20 protein-coding genes and 1 pseudogene are annotated in these 20691 nt (G+C 50.9%); 17 read left to right on the top strand and 4 right to left on the bottom strand.

Annotation, left to right across the window (positions count from 1 at the left end; genetic code table 11):
- Positions 1-77: 77 nt before the first annotated feature.
- Positions 78-2267, bottom strand: a complete 2190-nt coding sequence (locus HNV11_RS10060; RefSeq protein ID WP_171739538.1) for a glutamine synthetase III family protein — start codon at positions 2265-2267, stop codon at positions 78-80.
- Positions 2268-2400: 133 nt separating this feature from the next.
- Positions 2401-3429 (bottom strand): glutamine synthetase beta-grasp domain-containing protein, encoded by a 1029-nt coding sequence (locus tag HNV11_RS10055; protein WP_171739537.1) that lies wholly within the window; start codon positions 3427-3429, stop codon positions 2401-2403.
- 444 nt (positions 3430-3873) lie between these two features.
- On the opposite strand from HNV11_RS10055, the gene mtaB reads away from it, so the two are divergent.
- Complete coding sequence (mtaB, locus tag HNV11_RS10050) at positions 3874-5205, top strand: tRNA (N(6)-L-threonylcarbamoyladenosine(37)-C(2))-methylthiotransferase MtaB (RefSeq protein WP_171739536.1); 1332 nt, start codon at positions 3874-3876, stop codon at positions 5203-5205.
- 383 nt (positions 5206-5588) lie between these two features.
- Here mtaB and HNV11_RS10045 read toward each other — a convergent pair whose 3' ends face one another.
- On the bottom strand, positions 5589-6248 hold the full coding sequence (locus HNV11_RS10045) for an ABC transporter ATP-binding protein (protein WP_171739535.1): 660 nt from the start codon (positions 6246-6248) through the stop codon (positions 5589-5591).
- Between the two features lie 140 nt (positions 6249-6388).
- On the opposite strand from HNV11_RS10045, the gene sucC reads away from it, so the two are divergent.
- A complete protein-coding gene (gene sucC / locus HNV11_RS10040; RefSeq protein ID WP_171739534.1) occupies positions 6389-7609 on the top strand; it encodes an ADP-forming succinate--CoA ligase subunit beta in 1221 nt (406 codons plus the stop codon).
- A gap of 76 nt (positions 7610-7685) precedes the next feature.
- On the opposite strand, the gene HNV11_RS10035 is transcribed toward sucC, so the two are convergent.
- On the bottom strand, positions 7686-8516 hold the full coding sequence (locus tag HNV11_RS10035) for a M48 family metallopeptidase (RefSeq protein ID WP_171739533.1): 831 nt from the start codon (positions 8514-8516) through the stop codon (positions 7686-7688).
- A gap of 225 nt (positions 8517-8741) precedes the next feature.
- On the opposite strand from HNV11_RS10035, the pseudogene HNV11_RS10030 reads away from it, so the two are divergent.
- The 15 genes and pseudogenes from HNV11_RS10030 to HNV11_RS09965 form a co-directional block, all read left to right on the top strand.
- Positions 8742-9362, top strand: a pseudogene (locus tag HNV11_RS10030) (fumarylacetoacetate hydrolase family protein); the annotation flags it as partial.
- 181 nt (positions 9363-9543) lie between these two features.
- The gene (locus HNV11_RS10025; protein ID WP_171742138.1) at positions 9544-11544 is read left to right on the top strand and encodes a M23 family metallopeptidase; all 2001 of its coding nucleotides are present in this window, start codon (positions 9544-9546) and stop codon (positions 11542-11544) included.
- 78 nt (positions 11545-11622) lie between these two features.
- Positions 11623-12072 carry a thioredoxin-dependent thiol peroxidase gene (gene bcp / locus HNV11_RS10020; protein ID WP_171739531.1) on the top strand — a complete coding sequence of 150 codons (450 nt, stop codon included), beginning with the start codon at positions 11623-11625 and terminating at the stop codon, positions 12070-12072.
- Between the two features lie 56 nt (positions 12073-12128).
- A complete protein-coding gene (locus HNV11_RS10015) occupies positions 12129-12986 on the top strand; it encodes a transketolase (RefSeq protein WP_171742137.1) in 858 nt (285 codons plus the stop codon).
- 50 nt (positions 12987-13036) lie between these two features.
- A complete protein-coding gene (locus tag HNV11_RS10010) occupies positions 13037-14020 on the top strand; it encodes an AAA family ATPase (RefSeq protein ID WP_171739530.1) in 984 nt (327 codons plus the stop codon).
- Positions 14014-14583 carry a hypothetical protein gene (locus HNV11_RS10005; RefSeq protein ID WP_171739529.1) on the top strand — a complete coding sequence of 190 codons (570 nt, stop codon included), beginning with the start codon at positions 14014-14016 and terminating at the stop codon, positions 14581-14583. Before HNV11_RS10010 ends, HNV11_RS10005 begins: the two co-directional genes overlap by 7 nt.
- A 9-nt stretch (positions 14584-14592) precedes the next feature.
- Positions 14593-15546, top strand: coding sequence for a transketolase family protein (locus HNV11_RS10000; protein WP_171739528.1), 954 nt, complete (start codon positions 14593-14595; stop codon positions 15544-15546).
- 72 nt (positions 15547-15618) lie between these two features.
- Positions 15619-16191, top strand: coding sequence for an RNA polymerase sigma factor (locus HNV11_RS09995; protein ID WP_171742136.1), 573 nt, complete (start codon positions 15619-15621; stop codon positions 16189-16191).
- A gap of 69 nt (positions 16192-16260) precedes the next feature.
- Positions 16261-16725 carry a hypothetical protein gene (locus HNV11_RS09990; protein ID WP_171739527.1) on the top strand — a complete coding sequence of 155 codons (465 nt, stop codon included), beginning with the start codon at positions 16261-16263 and terminating at the stop codon, positions 16723-16725.
- Between the two features lie 8 nt (positions 16726-16733).
- Complete coding sequence (locus HNV11_RS09985; protein WP_171739526.1) at positions 16734-17189, top strand: Spy/CpxP family protein refolding chaperone; 456 nt, start codon at positions 16734-16736, stop codon at positions 17187-17189.
- Positions 17190-17548: 359 nt separating this feature from the next.
- On the top strand, positions 17549-17800 hold the full coding sequence (locus HNV11_RS23835) for a hypothetical protein (RefSeq protein WP_205402751.1): 252 nt from the start codon (positions 17549-17551) through the stop codon (positions 17798-17800).
- A 24-nt stretch (positions 17801-17824) separates the two neighbouring features.
- On the top strand, positions 17825-18106 hold the full coding sequence (locus tag HNV11_RS23830; protein ID WP_205402750.1) for an alpha/beta hydrolase: 282 nt from the start codon (positions 17825-17827) through the stop codon (positions 18104-18106).
- Between the two features lie 308 nt (positions 18107-18414).
- Positions 18415-19413 carry an NAD(P)-dependent alcohol dehydrogenase gene (locus HNV11_RS09975; protein WP_240163897.1) on the top strand — a complete coding sequence of 333 codons (999 nt, stop codon included), beginning with the start codon at positions 18415-18417 and terminating at the stop codon, positions 19411-19413.
- Positions 19414-19646: 233 nt separating this feature from the next.
- Positions 19647-19991, top strand: a complete 345-nt coding sequence (locus HNV11_RS09970) for a cyclophilin-like fold protein (RefSeq protein WP_240163895.1) — start codon at positions 19647-19649, stop codon at positions 19989-19991.
- Between the two features lie 99 nt (positions 19992-20090).
- Positions 20091-20666 carry a DapH/DapD/GlmU-related protein gene (locus tag HNV11_RS09965; protein WP_171739523.1) on the top strand — a complete coding sequence of 192 codons (576 nt, stop codon included), beginning with the start codon at positions 20091-20093 and terminating at the stop codon, positions 20664-20666.
- Positions 20667-20691 lie beyond the last annotated feature (25 nt).

The following is a 20691-nucleotide window of genomic DNA, read 5'->3' as shown; positions in this document are numbered from 1 at the left end:
TCACTTCTATTATAAAGTAAAATCAGACCATTCATACTACTTACCTAAATCCCGCTCCAGCTTCGGCAGTGTTTCGATTACTTGACAAACAGCAGTTCCCGGTATTTCACCAGCGGCCAGTCTTCATCATCAACGATCTGTTCGAGTTTATCGACCTCGTAGCGGATTGCGTCAAAATGCTCTTTGACCTCCGTTGCGTAAAGATGCGCCCTACCGGCCGTATCGGTTACATTATTGGCCCGCTTGCGCGACTCAATCATCGACTCAACGCCTTTCTTAATAACCATTACCCGGGTCGATATTTCGCGGAGAATATCCTTGAGCGGTTCGGCCTCGGTAGCCATATCCAGCTCAACCATATTGCGGGCGGTTTCGGCTAATTTATTCTGGTATTTAAGGGCCGTTGAAACGACGTGGTTCATGGCCAGATCGCCCATCACCCGCGATTCAATCTGTACGTTCTTGATGTATTTCTCCAGCTCAATTTCGTAGCGCGACTCAACCTCGGCATGGCTCATGATCCCTGTCCGCTCGAACAGCGCCAGCGATTCGGGCTGGATATACACTTTCAGCGCTTCGGGCGACGATTTAATGTTCGACAAACCACGCTTTGCGGCCTCATCAACCCACTCGTCAGAATACCCGTTGCCCTCAAAGAGAATCCGTTTAGAGTTGGCGAAATATTCTTTCAGGATATCGACAATGGCCAGTTCCTTCTTTTCTCCGCGGGTTAGCCGGGCATCCAGATCGGTTTTGAATTTGTTGAGCTGATCGGCTACAATGGCGTTTAATACGGTCATGGTTGAAGCTGAGTTGGCCGAACTACCCACGGCCCGAAACTCAAACTTATTGCCCGTAAAGGCAAATGGCGACGTTCGGTTACGGTCGGTATTGTCGCGCATCAGACTTGGAATACGGTTCAGCCCCAGCTTATAGTACACGTTATCGCCTTTGTTGACGGTCACCTCCGATTTGGTTTCCAGATCGTTGAGGGCTCTCGTCAGCGTTTCGCCCAGGAAGATCGACACAATGGCCGGCGGGGCTTCGTTAGCGCCCAGGCGGTATTCGTTACCGGCTGAGGCAATGCTCGCCCGGAGCAGATCAGCATTATCATGGACAGCCTTGATGACGTTGACCAGGAATGTCAGGAAACGCAGACTCTCTTTAGGCTTCGTACTGGGCGCCAGCAGGTTAGCACCCGTATTGGTTCCCATCGACCAGTTGTTGTGCTTCCCGCTACCGTTGATGCCAGCAAACGGCTTTTCATGAAATAAGACCTTCAGATTATGCTTCTGCGCAATTTTCTCCATCAGATCCATCAGCAGCGCATTGTGGTCAATAGCCAGGTTTACCTCCTCGAAGGTCGGCGCCACCTCAAACTGCCCCGGTGCCACTTCGTTATGGCGCGTCCGGACGGGCATGCCTAGTTTCATGGACTCGAACTCAAAATCCACCATAAAGGCGTTGATTCGGGGCGGGATCGAACCAAAATAATGATCGTCCAGTTGCTGACCCCGAGCGGGCTGGTGGCCGAAAACCGTTCGGCCCGCCAGGACCAGATCCGGCCGGGCATAGAACAAAGCGCGGTCAACCACAAAATATTCCTGCTCAGGACCAAGCGTTGGGGTAACTTTAGTGATGTTCCGGTCGAAATACTGACAGACGGCCGTTGCGGCTTTGTCCAGGGCATACAGGGCTTTGAGCAAAGGTGTTTTGTAGTCGAGAGCCTCGCCCGTGTAGGATATAAAAACGGATGGGATACAGAGCGTTTTTCCACCGGCGCCATTATCCATCAGGAAAGCAGGGGACGACGGGTCCCAGCCGGTATAGCCGCGTGCTTCAAACGTATTACGCAGGCCGCCATTCGGAAACGATGAGGCATCCGGTTCCTGCTGAACCAGGGCGCTGCCTTTGAATTTCTCAATGGCTTTACCATCAATCGTAATGTCGAAAAAAGCGTCGTGTTTTTCAGCCGTTTCCCCCGTCAGCGGCTGGAACCAGTGGGTATAGTGCGTGGCCCCTCGTGACGTTGCCCATGACTTCATGGCCCCGGCCACTTCATCGGCTATGTTTCGGTCAATCTGACCGTTGGTCTGGATGGCTTCGGTTACTTTAAGGTAAGCTTCGGGCGATAGCAACGCCCGCATAACCTCATTATTGAACGTATTACTACCAAAGAAATCGCCGACGCGCTCCGTCGGAGCCGTTACGGGTATGGCCTGCCGGCTCTGGGCAATTTCAAGGGCTTTAAAACGGAAATTAGACATGTGCGATACGGATGGTGTTTAGTCCAAAAATCAACCAAACATACATGCCATCCGGTCGGATTACAACGGGTAATAAAGAAAAAGCCCGACTGCGTGCGCAGTCGGGCTTCGTTCAGTATGAACTTAATCAGACCTATACGGCTTCCAGCACATCTGCCGACTTAACGGTCTTGATGATACGGGCAGCTACTTTATACGGATCAGCTGCCGAGTTCGGACGACGATCTTCGAGCCAGCCTTTCCAGCCGCGTTCTACCGTAGCAATGGGGATACGGATCGAAGCGCCCCGGTCAGAAACTCCGTATGAGAACTGGTCGATTGATTGCGTTTCGTGCTTACCCGTCAGGCGCTGTTCGTTGTCGGCACCATAAACAGCGATGTGTTCTTTAACTACCGGGGCAAACGACTGACAGATTTTGTCGTAAACTTCTTTACTGCCGGCTGTGCGCAGTACTGAGTTCGAGAAGTTAGCGTGCATACCCGAACCGTTCCAGTCCGTAGCGCCCAGCGGCTTGCAGTGCCAGTTGATCGAAACACCGTATTTCTCGCCAATGCGTTCCAGAATGTAACGGGCTACCCAGATCTGATCACCTGCGTCTTTGGCGCCTTTCGCGAAAATCTGGAACTCCCACTGACCGGTTGCTACTTCTGCGTTGATTCCTTCAACGTTCAGGCCAGCGTCCAGACAAGCGTCCAGGTGTTCTTCAACGATGTATCGGCCAAAGGCATTCTGTGCCCCAACTGAGCAGTAATAGGGGCCCTGCGGGCGTTTTGGAAAGCCTTCTGCCGGGAAGCCCATCGGCTTGTCGATGGCCATATCCCAAAGGAAGTACTCCTGCTCAAAACCAAACCAGAAGTCGTTATCATCGTCTTCAATCGTAGCGCGACCATTCGACTCGTGGGCCGTACCATCTGCGTTCAGTACTTCACACATTACAAGAAAGCCGTTCTTGCGCTGCGGGTCCGGACAAATGAAAACCGGTTTCAACAAGCAGTCCGACGAGCCGCCGGGAGCCTGCTCAGTTGAGGAGCCATCAAACGACCAGAGTGGGCAGTCTTCCAGATTACCCGAGAAGTCGGCCTCAATTTTGGTTTTAGAACGTAAGCTTTGGGTGGGCTTGTAGCCATCGAGCCAAATGTACTCTAACTTCGACTTTGCCATGGGATACAGGTGGATTGGTTAGTTATCGGGCGTCTGTTACGATACGTTCAGCAAATATAATGCGGCTTCACAATAAGTTTTAAATGCACACCCGCCTTTTAGCCATATTTTTAATGGTTTTTATGGAAAAATTATAATAATAATTCGTTTGATACAGAAACGGGCCATATTTTTTATCAAAACCAGAATAAGTCAACCAAACACATGAATAGCTACTATTTGCCTGTTTTCGGCTGAATAGCTTCGTATTATAAGCTAATATCCGCCAAACTCGAATATTCCTTCGCGGAAAAGCCTTTAATATCAGCTAACGATAGGTCCTTTTCATTCAGAGCATAAGGAACCCGCTGCGCTGTTTTTTTGTAAATTGGCCAGAACCGGCCTCGTCAACTTGTGGGTCGGGTGGCTACGCTGGCCGTAAGCCAAACACATTTTCTGATACTCGTGAAAAAAGTCGCTTTTTATACACTCGGGTGCAAACTCAACTTCTCGGAAACCTCGACGCTGGCCCGGCTGATGGAGCAGCAGGGGTATGAGCGGGTGGAGTTCAACCAGCAGCCTGACATCTTTATTATTAATACCTGCTCGGTAACGGACAATGCCGATAAGAAATGTCGGAAAATTGTCCGCGAGGCCCAGAAAATCAACCCCGATGGTTATGTAGCGATCCTGGGTTGCTACGCTCAGCTAAAACCAGCCGAAATTTCGGCGATTCCCGGTGTGGATGCGGTACTGGGAGCGGCCGAAAAATTCAGGCTGCATGAGCTGATGCCGACTTTTGAGAAAGTCCCGGTCGGACAGCCGGCGCGGGTGTTCAACTCACCCATCGAGCATGCGATTGATTACCACGCGTCGTATTCTCTGAACGACCGCACGCGTACCTTCCTGAAAGTGCAGGATGGCTGCGATTACCCCTGCGCTTATTGCACGATCCCACTCGCCCGGGGTAAAAGCCGATCTGATACGGTCGCTAACGTAGTACAAGCCGCCCGGGAAATTGCCAGTCGGGAAGTCAAAGAAATCGTCCTGACGGGCGTTAACATCGGCGACTTTGGTCTGGTCAATGGTCACCGGCTGGAGACTTTCTTTGAACTGGTGCAGGCACTTGATGACGTAGACGGAATCGAGCGGTTCCGGATCTCGAGCATCGAGCCTAATCTTCTCACCGACGAGATCATTGCGTTTGTCGCTCAATCGAAACGATTTGTTCCGCACTTTCACGTTCCGCTGCAATCGGGCAGCAACGGGGTCCTTGGACTGATGCGCCGTCGTTACAAACGCGAACTGTATGCCGACCGGATCGCTAAAATCAAGAACTTGATGCCCCACGCCTGCATTGGCGTTGATGTCATCGTTGGGCACCCTGGCGAAACCGACGAAGCGTTTAAGGAAACGTATCAGTTTCTGAACGAGCTGCCGGTCTCTTACCTGCACGTCTTTACGTACTCCGAACGGCCCAATACCACCGCGCTGGCTATTAAACCAGTTGTGCCGGGTCATGTCCGGGCAGAACGCTCAAAAATGCTGCATATCCTTTCGGACAAGAAACGCCGGGCTTTTTACGACTTACAGGTAGATCAACACGCTACGGTCCTGTTTGAAGAAGATGTTGAAAACGGCCTGATGCAGGGCTTTACAGAGAACTATGTCCGTGTTGTGGCTAAATACGACCCGCTGCTAATCAATGAGATTTTGCCTGTTCGACTCAAGGCCGTAACCGCCGAAGGCTTGATGGAAGTCGAAGAACTGGAAACGGTGCTGGAAAAACACGGGTAGTTTTCAACAGTTCAGGCCGGTTGAGAAACCGGCTTTTTTTATGGTCGTCGTTTTCGGCCCTGGAGCTAGTTTGAAAGCCAAACCAGAAGAAAAGCGGCCGCACTAATCAGGCTAACCTTTTATAAACAAAAAAGCCAAGCGAGACACTCTCTTGGCTTTCTGATTTACTCAACGTTATGAAAAACTTTTCTTTTCGACACAATTATAAAACAAAAGTAATGAAGATTAATTCTTTTTCGCAAAAAAAATTTATACTAATCAAATAAATACCTACAAATCAATACGTTAAACCGAACAGTTTAAAATTGACAAACCATTTTTTAAGTATAACTACTCAACACAATCTAACTGTACGGACCGAAAACTTATTGATCTGCCCCATTTCAGGTAAATAAAACCCCATCCCGGATGGTTACAGTACGGTCGGCTAGGGCAGCTAATACTTCATTATGCGTAACAATGATGAAGGTTTGCCCTAGTTCATCGCGAAGTCGAAAAAAAAGTTGATGAAGATCTTCGGCGTTACGCGAATCCAGATTCCCGCTGGGTTCATCGGCAAACACAATAGCCGGTTCATTGATCAGCGCCCGGGCAACGGCCGTTCGCTGCTGCTCACCACCAGATAGCTGAGACGGCAGATGATTCAGTCGGTCGCGCAGGCCCAGGGTGGACAGCAGCGACTCGGCCCGCTCGCGCACGTCCCGTTCTAGCTTCCCCGCAATGAACCCCGGCAGACACACATTTTCGAGGGCCGTAAACTCAGGCAGCAGGTTATTGAACTGAAACACAAAGCCAATCTGCTCATTGCGGAAACGGGCCAGTTGCCGGTCGTTGAGTTGAAAGACATTCTGCCCGTCAATGTGCAGTTCGCCTGTATCCGGTCGGTCGAGCGTTCCCAGAATCTGGAGCAGCGTAGTTTTTCCGGCTCCCGAAGCCCCTACGATCGATACTACTTCGCCCGAATCGATTGTCAGATTGATTCCTTTCAGAACGTTTAAATCACCGTAATTCCGGCGTAAATCAAGGGCTTGAAGAAGCGGCATCCTGTTCGAAGTTCGGCGTTTATTGTTTGAAGTTGGCTTCAGATGCAACGTCAAACGTTAAACCTCAAACTCCAAACCAAAATAAATAACTAATTTGCCGCGCAAAAATACGATTTCCAACAATCCTTGTTGCAGTTGTCATGAATATACACGAGTATCAGGGGAAAGAAATTCTCAAAAAGTACGGCGTCCGGATTCAGGAGGGCATCGTGGCCGAATCGCCCGAAAAAGCCGTTGAAGCCGCCAAGCAGATCATGGCGCAGTCCGGCTCTAAGTTTGTCGTTGTGAAATCGCAGATTCATGCCGGCGGACGTGGTAAGGGCAAGGTCGTCGGGAGCGAACAGCGGGGCGTAGCCGTCGCCAAGTCGGTCGACGACGTGCGTCAGATTGCCAAAAATCTCATTGGCAACGTGCTTGTTACGCACCAGACCGGCCCCGAGGGCAAAAAAGTCAATAAGGTGCTCGTAGCGCAGGACGTGTTTTACCCTGGCGCATCGGAGCCGAAAGAGATGTACATCAGTATCCTGCTCGATCGCAGTAAAGCCTGCAATGTCATCATGGCCAGCACTGAGGGCGGTATGGACATCGAAGAAGTAGCCGCCAGCACCCCCGAGAAGATCGTGAAGGAGTGGATCGATCCGGCCGTTGGCTTACAGCCTTTCCAGGCCCGGAAGATTGCGTTCGGACTGGGTCTTGAGGGCGAAGCCTTCAAGGAGATGGTGAAGTTCGTCACGTCGCTCTACAAAGCTTACGTCGATACGGATGCCTCGATGTTTGAAATCAACCCGGTGCTGAAAACGTCAGACAACAAAATCCTGGCGGTTGATGCAAAAGTAAACCTGGACGACAACGCACTCTACCGGCATCCCGATCTGGCCAACCTACGCGACATTACGGAAGAAGATCCCCTCGAAGTCGAAGCGACGGCGAATGACCTCAACTACGTAAAACTCGACGGTAATGTAGGCTGTATGGTGAACGGCGCCGGACTGGCCATGGCCACGATGGACATTATTAAACTGTCGGGTGGAGAACCGGCTAACTTCCTCGACGTAGGGGGCGGTGCAAACGCCAAGACAGTTGAAGCCGGTTTCCGCATTATCCTGAAAGACCCGAACGTAAAAGCTATCCTGATTAATATTTTCGGGGGTATTGTCCGCTGCGACCGGGTGGCAACGGGTGTTGTCGAAGCCTACAAAGCCATTGGCGACATTAAAGTGCCGATCATTGTCCGGTTGCAGGGTACTAATGCCGAAGAAGGAGCCCGCATCATCGACGAATCGGGATTAAAAGTTTATTCGGCTGTTCTGCTGAAAGAAGCCGCTGAGAAAGTAGAGCAGGTTTTGAAAGAAGTCGTTTAATTCTACTGTCAGCACTTATGCTAAACGAACGAAGCCGGGGCAATCGCTCCGGCTTCGTTCGTTTATATCGTTACGCCTAACTATTCCGGCGGGAGTTATTGTAATATTTCGTGGCTTCGGGCAGCAACTTCTGCAGATCACTGATCCGACGCGCATCAGACGGGTGATCCGACAAAAATTCGGGTGTGCTTTTTCCGGCGCTGGCTTTCGCCATGCGCGACCAGAAATCAACCGCTTCCTGCGGATTATAGCCTGCCATAGCCATAAAGATGAGTCCAAGGTGATCAGCCTCCGATTCCTGGCTCCGACTGTGGGGTAGAGCCCGACCAACCTGATAGGCTGCAGGAAGCGTAGCGCCAACCGCCTGCATCAGCAGCGCCCGGGTGGTTGTGCTTTGCTGCGCCTGCGAGCCCAGATACGCCTGGCCTACCTGAAGCAGTCCATTGGCAACCAGGCTTTCGCTCATGCGTTCGTTGCCGTGTTCGGCAATGGCGTGCGACACCTCGTGGCCCATTACGGTAGCCAGACCCGCTTCGTTCTGCGTATAAGGCAGTATGCCGGAATAGACCACAATCTTGCCACCGGGCATACACCAGGCGTTTACCTGCGGACTCTGCACCAGGTTATACTCCCAGTTGAACCCTTCCAGCCGGCTGCCCAGATTATTAGCATTCAGATACTGTTCCACAGCCTGACGAATTCGGGTTCCTACACGCCGAACCATTTCGGCATCGCCGGAACGCACTACCTGACTGGTGTCGAGAAACTGCTTATATTGTTGGCTGCTAAGCGCCAGAATCTGGTCGTTCGGTACAAGCAGCAACTGTCGGCGATTGGTTAGGGGTACGCGAGCGCAGGCGGTTACTAAAGCGACCAGCGCCATCATACCTAAAAGTGTGTTTCTCATCTTTTTGCGTTTTTGTTGAATGGTTATTCGACGATATATGACCTGCAACCGGCTGGATTTGTTCAAATTTTTCCTTACTGGTGCGGTCAGGCTCTCTTTCCTCCTTAGATTTGTGCCGTTCCCATTCGTTTAAAAAGTCATTACGTGGTTATCCTGTCATTCATGGTCAATTGAGCTATTTTTAACGAATGACAATCCCCGACCACACAATGACTACTTAATGACTTTTTCCGCATGAAGATTATCTGCGTTGGCCGCAATTACGTCGAACACATTAAGGAACTCAATAACGAACAACCCGACGATCCGGTCATTTTCATGAAACCCGAAACGGCAATTCCGCTAAAGAACGAGCCGTTTTTTTATCCCGAATTCTCCAGCGACGTCCATCATGAAGTTGAGATTCTGGTGCGGATAAACCGGGTCGGTAAGAACATCGACGAGAAGTTTGCGCATAAGTATTACGACGAAATCGGCATTGGCGTTGATTTTACGGCCCGCGATGTTCAGTCGAAATTAAAGGCAAAGGGTCTGCCCTGGGAACTGGCAAAAGGCTTCAATGGCTCCGCTCCTATTTCCCAGTTCAGGCCGAAGACCGACTTCCCGGATCTGCAAAACCTCAACTTCCACCTGGAGGTAAATGGCGAAACCCGTCAGCAGGGTAACACGAGCCTGATGCTGTTTAAAATCGATTATCTGATTTCATTCGTATCCCGGTATTTTCTGCTGCAGCAGGGCGATATTCTGTTTACGGGTACCCCCAAAGGCGTTGGGCCGGTTCAGGTTGGTGATCGCCTGATGGCTTATATTGAGAACCAGAAAATGCTTGAGTTCGACGTTAAGTAATTAGGGCTGGTTCAACAGGCAGGTATGCCAAGAGCAGCACCGTTGTTGCAGGAGCCGAATCTGAACCAGGGCGTTTTCTATCTAATTTTTGCTTTTGAAACGATTACCGATCCATAATTTCCTGTTAGCCCTGCTGGGTTCGGGCCTGGCGCTGGGGCAAACCAGCACGAGTTCGTCCCGAATGCCAGAGTCTATCGTCAATCAGCCGATTGTCGCGAAGGCGGTTAGTGCTGCACCACCGGGTTATTTTCTGTTCCCAATCATGCCGGGCAGCCGTAACTCGCTGGCGGGTGGTCTGGGCGATTTGCGGGCGAACCACTTTCATGCGGGGCTGGATATCCGCACAGGCGGACGCGAAGGGCTGGACGTCCACGCAGCCGCCGATGGGTACGTATCGCGCATTGCGGTCTTCACGGCTGGCTACGGGAATGTCATTTTCATTAAGCACCTCAACGGGCTCACGACAGTTTATGGCCATCTGAAGACGCTTAATGACACGCTGGGTACGTATCTTCGGCAGCAGCAGTACGATAAAAAAACGTTTGAAATCGACCTTCGGCCCGCACCGGGCCAGTTTCCGGTGAAGCAGGGCGATGTCATTGCCGCGTCGGGCAATACGGGCGGTTCGGGCGGGCCGCACCTGCACTTCGAGGTTCGGGATGCGAATGACAACCTTATCAACCCCCTGCTCTTTAACTTCCCCGAAATTCAGGACGAAGTTCCCCCCTATTTTGAACGGATTGCGCTGAAGACCATGACGCCAGCCTCACGCATCAACGGCGAATACCAGCGCGTCAGTTACGCGCCTGTCCGCCGGGCCGACGGCAGTTATACGTTGACGCAGCCCATCTCGGCATCGGGGCTGATTGGGCTGGAAGTACTGGGTTATGACAAAACCAGCGGATCGCCCTACCGGAATGGGATCAGTTGTCTAGAGATTAAGCTAGACGGTCGCGAGGTCTTTGCGTACAACATGAACATCTTCCCCAATGAGCAAACCCGGTTCATGAATATCCACGAGAATTATGAAGTGGAGCAGACCACGGGGCAACGCTACCATCGGGGCTACATAGCCGACGGCAATATTCTGAACTTGTATAAACTGCCTACCAATGCGGCTTATCGGGGTCGGTTACCTCTGCTCGACGGGCGTCCGCATGAAGTTACGCTGACGCTGTTTGATGCTTTCGATCATGCGGCCCGGCTAACGTTTACAATTCTGCCCGAACGGCCCGCTACGGCTCCTGCTGGCAGTGATTCGCTGGCTGTCCAGGCCGATAGCGACGACACCGGAGAAACGGAGGCTCTGCTTGACGGACTTCCATCGGCGACTATTACGACCGACGAAAACGTGCTGAAACTGACGGTTCGGAACGTATCCCCAACGAATCCACCAGTTGCCAAACTCTTCGTGGGTCGTTCGACGACCGATCAGCCAGTTAGTTATGTCCGTAACAACCAAGCCATTTATCTTATAGATTTGCGCCAGTCATTGCCGGATTCGGTACAGTTTGGCCGGGGCGTGGTACGAACAAATTATAAAAAACGGATTGTGCCCGGCCGCAGTGAAGTCCTGGTTGACGGTAACGCCCGCCTGGAATTCGGCCCAAAGACCTTATTTGACACACTTCATCTCGCGGTACGGCCTGTGCCGGGCGGAGGGCTGGAAATTAACCAACCTACCATTCCGCTCAACGACTATCTGACGGTTCAATACGTCCCGAACCTTCCCATCGCCATCGACACCATGCGGACAAAAGCGTACTGGACGAGTGGCGGACGCGAAAGTTTTGTGGGCGGAACCTGGAACAAAGGCCGGATCGAGTTTAAAACCCGCTCACTGGGACGTTTTCAGTTATTGACGGACGCAACTCCGCCCCGGGTTGAAATTCTGTCGGCAACACCAGCCGGAATCTCGGCCCGGATTCGTGACGACCTGTCGGGCATTGCGCAGTTTCGGGCGCTGGTCAACGGCGAGTGGATTTTGATGCAGTACGACTATAAACGGGCACTGCTGTGGTCGGATAAGCTGAACCCTGACGAACCATTTGAGATTGGGGCTGAAGTGATCGTGCAGGTGAAAGATCGGTCTGGCAATATCGGCTCCGATACGACCACAATTGAAACGCCCCGACCAGTGGTTCGTAAAAAAGCCCCAGTTAAACGCCGGCGAAGGCGGTAACGTAACGTTCGGGTTAGTGGCAGACCCTAGTTAAACTGTTCAAACGCATAGATTTATATTCTGAAAACCAATAACCAGATGAAGTTATCCGTCGGCGATCCCGCCCCCGATTTCATCAGCATCGATCAGAAAGGCCAGCCTATCCGGCTATCCGACTACCGGGGCAAAAAGGTTGTGCTTTACTTTTACCCCAAAGACGATACGTCGGGTTGTACGGCGCAGGCGTGCAGTCTGCGCGACAGTTACGCGGGTCTTCAGTCGGCAGGGTATGAAGTTCTGGGCGTGAGCCTAGATGACACTAAGTCTCATCAGAAGTTTATCAGTAAATATGACCTGCCATTTTCACTCATCGCTGATACCGACCGGCAGGTAGCTGAAGCGTATGGAGTCTGGCAGGAAAAATCCATGTACGGTCGCAAATACATGGGCATCGTTCGGACCACCTTCCTGATTGACGAAAACGGCATCATTACTGACATCATCGGTAAAGTAGATACTAAACAACACGCAGAACAGATTTTAAAATAACGCGGGCACTCCGCACTTTGTACAATCCCCTGCGGACAGGCAGTCCGCAATACATTATGGAAATCGAGCAACTCGAACAAATTGCTACCGCCGTACGGCGCGACATCGTCCGCATGGTTGCGGCCGTTAACTCTGGCCACCCCGGCGGCTCACTTGGGTGCACCGACTTTATGGTTTCGCTTTACTTTGAGATTATGCGCCGGAAACAAGACGCAAACGGCAAGCCTATCTTTGATATGGATGGCCGCGACGAAGACTTGTTTTTCCTCTCGAACGGGCATATCTCGCCGGTATTCTACTCGGTACTGGCCCGGGCGGGTTATTTCCCGATCGAAGAACTCTCTACGTTCCGAAAGCTGGATAGCCGCCTGCAGGGACACCCAACCACGGCCGAGCATCTGCCGGGCATTCGGATTGCTTCGGGTTCGCTGGGACAGGGTTTATCGGTAGCCTGTGGAGCCGCTTACGCCAAGAAACTGAACGGCGACGACAAACACGTTTACGTCCTGATGGGCGATGGTGAGCAGCAGGAAGGCCAGATCTGGGAAGCAGCGCAGTTCGCGCCTAACAAAAAGCTGGGTAACCTGACGGCAGTCATTGACTTTAATCTGGCGCAGATTGACGGTTCTACGGAGAACGTAAATGACAACCGCGATCTCGGGGCTAAATACAAAGCATTCGGCTGGCACGTTGATGAGATGAAGGGTAACGACATGGCCGACGTAGTAAAAACGCTTCGTAAATCGCAGGAGAACCCCGACGTACCCACGCTGATTCTGATGCATACTGAAATGGGCTATGGCGTCGATTACATGATGGGCAGCCATAAGTGGCATGGCATTGCCCCCAACGCCGAACAGCTCACGCAGGCTCTCAACCAGTTACCTTTAACGGTTGGTTACTCGGATTATTAAGATGTTATTACCGATAGAACGAGCTAGGATGTAGCATCCCTATACCAGCCATGAAGATCAAAAGCTTGGTCATCGAAAATTTCAAGTCCATTGAACGGATCGAGCTCATTGAGCCGAATCCGTTCACGGTCTTTGTCGGCCCTAACGGGTCAGGCAAATCAAATATTTTCGAGGCTTTGGAATTTGTGAATCTTCAGGAGCGTATGGGTGGAATAACGGGGAGTTTGTTTGGTGGCCCTGAAAACTTTTTGAGAAGACACAATACTGCAAGCAAGTTCACTGTCCATTTTGATTCAGATGTTTCTGGATTTGAGCGTGGTTATTATATCAACATTCTCCAACATTCAACAAATGAAACAGCTCATTTGCAAGAGTTCGGATATATTAACAATTCACTAACTCAATCTGACTACGTTGCTAAAAATCCTTTTTATAATTTCTCTAGATTGTTTGTTGGAAAAGATGAACAACAGAAATTAAACTTCAAGGATGATAATCGACTGACTTTTGCTGCAGATAACCTAGAGTTAGTCTTGAAACGTATACTTTCAAATAGTATACTACGTAACGAGTTATTTGAATGGTTAGAATTATTTGTTCCGGAGTTCAAAGCTGTCGAAATAGATGACAGAAATGAACTTCACTGGTTTGAACAGTTTTCATCAAGCCACTTCACAAAGTCTCTGATTTCAGACGGTACGTTCAACATCCTCGCTCTGCTGACGGCTGTTTATCAAAGTGACGACAAGCCGCAGTTCCTTTGTATAGAAGAACCAGAGAACGGATTGCATCCTCAGGTAGCGGCTGAGCTGGTCGATTTCTTCCGCATCATGTGTGAAGAGCGTGGTCATTATATCTGGTTGAATACGCACTCGCAATCGATGGCATCCCGCGTCCGGCCAAATGAGTTTGTCGTTGTTGAAAAGAAAGAAGGAGCAACCACCGTTCGGCAATTCCGGAACGAAGATTTTCATGGGATGTCCGTTGATGAAGCCTGGCTCACAAACGCATTAAACGGGGGGCTGGCATGGTAAACGTTGGTTTCATCTGTGAGGGCGACACAGAAGTAAAGATCGTCAAATCAGAAGCCTTTCAAACGCTGCTTGCCGCAGCAGGTTTACATTGCGTATCGCCGATTCAAAATGCAGATGGCAATGGAAACCTGTTGCCACATAATATTGAAGAAAAGCGGCAGGCCCTACTACAAGCTGGTACGGCACATGTTGTGGTGCTGACTGATCAGGATGACGATACGTCTGTAGAAGCTACACGACAACGAATTGGCGAATACCCGAATCAACACACGGTCATTGCCGTTCGAGCTGCAGAAGCCTGGTTCCTGGCCGATTCTGCCACGATGAGTACAATGCTGGACGTTACGTTCCATATGGATTACCCAGAGCAGGAAGCTGATCCATTTGAAACCATTCGGCAGTTATTTCTTGCCAAAACTGGCCGGGGAGTCGGCACAAAACCAATTCTGGCCCGGCGTATGCTTAAGTATGGTTTCTCCATTGAGCGGGCGGCTGCGCACCCCAACTGTCCGAGTGCCCACTATTTTCTAACTAAATTGCAAACCCTCGCTTCGGCGAACTGAACACAGACTATGAAAAAATACGAATACACAGAAAAGAAAGACACCCGTTCCGGTTTTGGTGCGGGTATTGCCGAACTGGGCAAATCGAACCCTAACGTCGTTGCGCTGACCGCCGATCTGGCCGGCTCGCTCAAGCTCGAAACGTTTATTAAAGAGAACCCCGACCGGTTTGTGCAGTGCGGCATTGCTGAAGCCAACATGATTGGCGTATCGGCGGGCCTGACCATTGGCGGAAAAATTCCGTTTGCCACAACTTTCGCGAACTTCGCTACGGGTCGGGTGTACGACCAGATCCGGCAGTCGGTGGCGTATTCTAACAAGAACGTTAAAATCTGCGCATCGCACGCGGGCGTAACGCTGGGCGAAGACGGGGCAACCCACCAGATTCTGGAAGATCTGGGCATGATGAAAATGCTGCCCAACATGACCGTCATAAACCCCTGCGATTATAATCAGACCAAAGCTGCGACTATCGCTATCGCTGAGTACGAAGGCCCCGTTTACCTGCGATTTGGCCGTCCGGTTATCCCTGTTTTCACCCCGGCCGACCAGAAGTTTGAGATCGGTAAAGCCTGGCATGTCAATGAAGGCGATGCCGTATCGATTTTCTGCACGGGCCACCTTGTCTGGGAAGCCATCAAGGCGGGCGAAATGCTGGCCGAAGAAGGTATTGAAGCCGATATTATCAACATTCACACAATTAAACCGTTAGACGAAGAAGCCATTCTGGCATCGGTCAAAAAGACCGGATGCGCCGTTTCGGCCGAAGAACACATGCTGAACGGTGGTCTTGGCGATAGCGTAGCGCAGGTGCTGGCCCGCAACTTCCCGGCCCCGCTGGAATACGTCGGTGTTCACGATACGTTCGGAGAGAGCGGCACGCCCGACCAGTTAATGAAAAAATATGGCCTCACTGCCGACAAAATTGTTGAGCAGGTAAAAAAAGTAATGGCAAGAAAATAAGTGATGGTGGCAGGTAATTTGCAGTGGACGGCTTAGAGCCAACTACAAATTACCTGTCGCTGAATGCCAACAATGACAGACGAAGAACTCCTCGCCAAATACCGCGACCCATCAAGCCGGAACTATGCCTTTAATCTGCTGGTGCGACAGTATCAGCAGAAGATTTATTGGCATATCCGGAAGATGGTCATCGACCACGATGACGCGGATGATCTGGTGCAGGAAACGTTCATAAAAGTCTGGAACAGCCTGGAACAGTTTCGGGGCGACAGTCAGTTATATACCTGGATCTATCGCATTGCCACCAACGAGTGCCTGAACTTTCTGAACAAGAAACGCCGACGGTTCTTTCTGCCCATCGGCGACGTAGAGGGCGAGTTGATGGAGAAGCTCGAAAGCAACACGGACTACGTTACGTCCGGTAATGAGCCTAGTGGCGAAGAGATTCAGATGAAACTTCAGAAGGCGCTGCTGAAGTTGCCCGACAAGCAGCGGTTAGTGTTCAACATGAAATACTTCGACGATATGAAGTACGAAGAGATTTCAGAGATTACCGGCACATCGGTTGGCGCACTTAAGGCTTCGTACCACCTTGCCGTCAAAAAAATCGAGGAATACCTGACAAAAACAGATACAACAGATTAAACCTAACGTATTTTAGGCTGTCAAATCTGAAACGCAGCGATAATTGTGTGATTTGCACACACAGGTACTATGGACGATAAAAATTACTTTCGGCTCGATGAACTGCCCCCCGAGCATCCGTTGCGGCAGCAGCCCTTTTCGGTGCCGGAGGGCTATTTCGATGCTTTGCCATCGCGGGTGCAGGCCCGGGTGGCGCGGAAACAGAAACCGGCCTTTTCGATAAGCTGGTCATGGCAGCGTACGGCGGCCTCACTGGCGGGTGCCAGTCTGATTGCGGTGCTGGTGTGGCAAACATTACCCCAGCGTCAGGAGTCATTAGGTACGGAAGCCTTAACGGGTGTCAGCAATGAAGTGATTGCGGCCTATCTGGCTGAGCAGGGCGTGGATCCCTACGAACTAGCCGATAGTCAGCAGCTTCACTCCTCGTTGGGGACGGACACAACCGCTATTGAATACCTTGACGTAGAGCCTGCTGATATTCGGCAGCATATGGAGGAGCAGAACTTGATTGGCAATTCAGAATTCGGCTCCTGATTTATAGAATGGTAAATTTTACGACGATGAGACACGCATGGATTGGTTGGCTGCTGGGTTTGGTGCTGATGACGCACGCAGCCGTCGCACAGAACGACCTCAGCGGACGCCAGAAAATTGAATCGGCTAAGATAGGCATGATTACGAACCGGCTCAATCTGACCACCGATCAGGCTCCCCAGTTCTGGGCGGTTTATAACGAATACAACGCGAAGAAGCAGGAGCTGAACCGCCGAATCCGGCAACTCAACAATGAGCCGTCGCGGGGTGGTTTGAATAACAATCAGTTGATGGACGGCCTGCGGGAGGTCAACGCGACCAAACAAAAACTCGCCGATCTGGACGACGAATATATGAACCGGTTTCTGAAGGTTATTACGCCCGCGCAACTGGCAGAGTTATATAAGACTGAGCAGGTCTTCAATAATATGCTTCTGAAACGGTTAAATAATCAGAACAATTAGACTACTCATCTATCCAGTCATGAAAAAGCCGCCTGATTTAGGCGGCTTTTTCATGGCCGGGCAGTAATAGTTCATTTCCCCACCATATGCCTTAGGGCCTGATCAACGGTTCGGCCGCTCCGGAATGTCAGACCACAGCGGACCGGTTAGGTTTGAAATCCTTAATCATTAGTTTGAATCTCTTTACCCCGATGGCCGTCCTGACCGGTACCTTTGCGGTAAATAATTAACTCAGCGACAAGTCAATTTCAACAAGAGATAAATGAAGAAGTTAACATTCATACTAGCCGCAACCTTCATGCTTCTGGGGCAGGCTCGCGCGCAAAGCGGAGAAACTGTATCGGATCACAACCACCAGCATGTATGATATGTCGCGGGTGATGGCCAAAGGTTATTTTGATAAGCTTACCCCGGAACAACGCACGAACGTGCTGGAAGGGCTGAGCCAGCAACGGTGGGCAGATGCAGAGAAAGGAACGCCCGCTCCCTCCACCAATAATCTCCCCCAAAAGCTGCAGGGCAACGAGCCGCAGTTCGTCGTTGATTATTTCAATTATTATAAAACGCCACGGGGGTTTCATTCCAATTCGATTAATTCAAATGGTGCATGAACCGCTACCAATCCGCTGTCGTTCATGAATATGCCCTTGCTGACTTACATCAAAGAAATCGCACCTCGTCCGGTTTTGCTGATTGCCGGTAAAAAGGCACACTCCCGTTATTTCAACGAGGATGCTTACAAAGCAGCCGCCGGGCCGAAAGAGCTATTGATTATTCCGGATGCCAGTCATGTCGATTTGTACGACCAGTTAGCTATCATTCCTTTTGATAAACTAACCGCCTTCTTTACCGAACATCTGAAGCCGGGTAAGCCCCTGGAAAAGAGCGTCGGGGTTATTTCAGTAGAAGGCAAATAGAGAAGGCTCCGGGTGGCGGTTTTCCTCTCTTACTGATAAAGGAATGGACAATAGCACTCAACAAAGAAGCCCCCTACCGGTTGAGTATTGGTACCCCTACGAGTTCGTGGTGAAAACAGGGTCTGGAAAATCATGTCAATTGCATTTTTAGCCCTTGAATAAGGTGCTGAAACAAGGTCACAAAAAGTAATAGCCTGAAAACAACGATTATGGAAGCAGTAAAAACAGCAGAAGCAAGCGCAACAGCCACCAATGTCAAAGAAATTAAAGCCTTTGGCACAGAGGCAGCCGAAGCGCCTTTGAACCAAATGAGTATCAACCGCCGGAAACCCACACCGCACGACGTGGAAATAGAAATTCTGTTCTGCGGGGTTTGTCACTCCGACCTGCATACGGCCAGGAGTGAATGGGGACCTTCTCTATACCCCTGCGTTCCCGGTCACGAGATTGTGGGTAGAGTGGTGAGCGTGGGCGGTCACGTCAGTAAATTCAACGTAGGTGACATGGTCGGCGTAGGCTGCATGGTCGATTCCTGCCGGGAATGTGAGTACTGTCAGGAAGGGCTGGAGCAATATTGCGAACCCGGCATGACCGGCACGTACAATTCGCCAGATAAGCACCTACCGGGCAATCCAACCTTCGGAGGCTATTCAGAAAGCATTGTGGTGGATGAGAACTTTGTGTTGCGCATCCCCGACAACCTCGATCCTGCGGCAGCGGCTCCCCTGCTTTGCGCCGGTATCACGACGTATTCACCCCTGCGGCACTGGAATGTGGGGCCGGGTAAAAAAGTGGGGATCGTCGGCATTGGTGGTTTAGGACATATGGGCCTAAAGATCGCGAAAGCCATGGGCGCACACGTAGTAGCATTCACCACATCGGAATCCAAATTTGAAGAAGCCAAACGGTTAGGCGCTGATGAAGTGGTCTTATCAAAAGATGCCCAGCAAATGGCTGCTTACCGGGGTAAACTGCACTTTATTCTGGATTGCGTTTCGGCAGAGCATGATATTAACGCATACCTCGGCCTGCTTCGCGTAGATGGTTCGCTGGCCCTCGTAGGCGCACCGGAACATCCGCTTCCCGTTGCGGCCTTCAGCCTTATCCCCGGTCGCAAGAGCTTTGCCGGCTCTATGATTGGCGGCATTGCGGAAACCCAGGAGATGCTGGATTTCTGCGCCGAGCACAATATCCCCGCGGATATTGAGATGATCGATGTCCAGCAGATTAACGAAGCTTACGAGCGCCTGCTGAAAGGTGATGTCAAGTATCGATTCGTCATTGACATGGCATCGCTGAAAAAATAAGCGCGGTATCATTGACCCGAAAATCCAGGTGATAAGCCGAGGAAATCAACGACGCCTGAGAAAAAGTGCTGGATAAGGAAGTCTGTAAAAGCTTAACTACTATGAACTATTCACTTGTCGTCGCTTTTTTCATTTCTTCCTTATTCGCCAGCTTGGCGTCTTGTGGTGAAAATGCCTCTGTGTCGGGCAACCCTAAAACAAGTAACAGTACTCCTGATCTGAAAGGAAGTCAAATGAGAATCAGAGTTGGGTCCAGTACGTTCACAGCAACGCTGTATGACAATGCTACCGCAACCGCATTCAAAGCCCGGTTGCCCATGACCGTTAGGATGACCGAGCTGAACGGCAATGAGAAATACGTTGATTTATCCGGCAACCTGCCTGTCAACGTATCAAACCCCGGCACCATTCAAAACGGCGATTTGATGCTGTATGGCGCTAATACGCTGGTACTCTTCTATAAAGCATTTTCTACTTCCTATCGGTATACAAAGCTCGGCCGCATTAATGACACCACCGGACTGGCAGCCACATTGGGTTCGGGAAGCGTTACGGTCACTTTTGAACTGGAGCGGTAAACGTGACATCACGAATAGCCCTGCCCATTACGCCTGATAAGCTGCTATACAAGGTTTAACAGGCGTTATGGGCAGGGCTATATCTGATAAGAGAGGAATATGAGTAACGAACAAGCTAGTAACGATATCTTCCAGCGGATGCGGGCGGGTGAGCCGCTCCGAAAGGACGACTCTGAGTACGCTCGGTTTGGTGAAGTTGTCTCGCGCACTATCCGGTTATGCGTCGAGATGAATGCCACGGCCACCAACGTTGACCTGGTGCGCGACCGCTTGAGTGACATCATCGGAACGGAAGTGGACGCATCCACAACGGTGTTCCCGCCTTTCTACACCAACTTTGGCCGGTTCATCAGCCTAGGCAAAAATATCTTTATCAATCACAATTGTTCGTTTCTGGACATCGGTGGTATCACGATTGAAGATGATGTCCAGATTGGCCCAAGCGTCAACCTGACGTCCGAAAATCATCCGTTAGACCCCGCCGACCGTAAGACGGTTCTGCCCCGGCCGATTGTTATTAAACGTAACGCCTGGATTGGCGCCGGAGCTACCATTCTGCCGGGTGTTACGGTGGGTGAAAACGCTATCGTGGCTGCCGGTGCAGTCGTTAGTCGGGATGTGGTGCCCAACACCGTCGTAGCTGGCGTTCCGGCTAGGACTGTCAAAACACTGTAACAACGAGTAGAGTGGTTCAATCCAT

Origin of the sequence: Spirosoma taeanense, from assembly GCF_013127955.1 — a bacterium.
Lineage (GTDB): Bacteria > Bacteroidota > Bacteroidia > Cytophagales > Spirosomataceae > Spirosoma > Spirosoma taeanense.
Note: the sequence above shows the minus strand (reverse complement) of the source record. Positions and strands in the feature narration are given on the sequence as shown.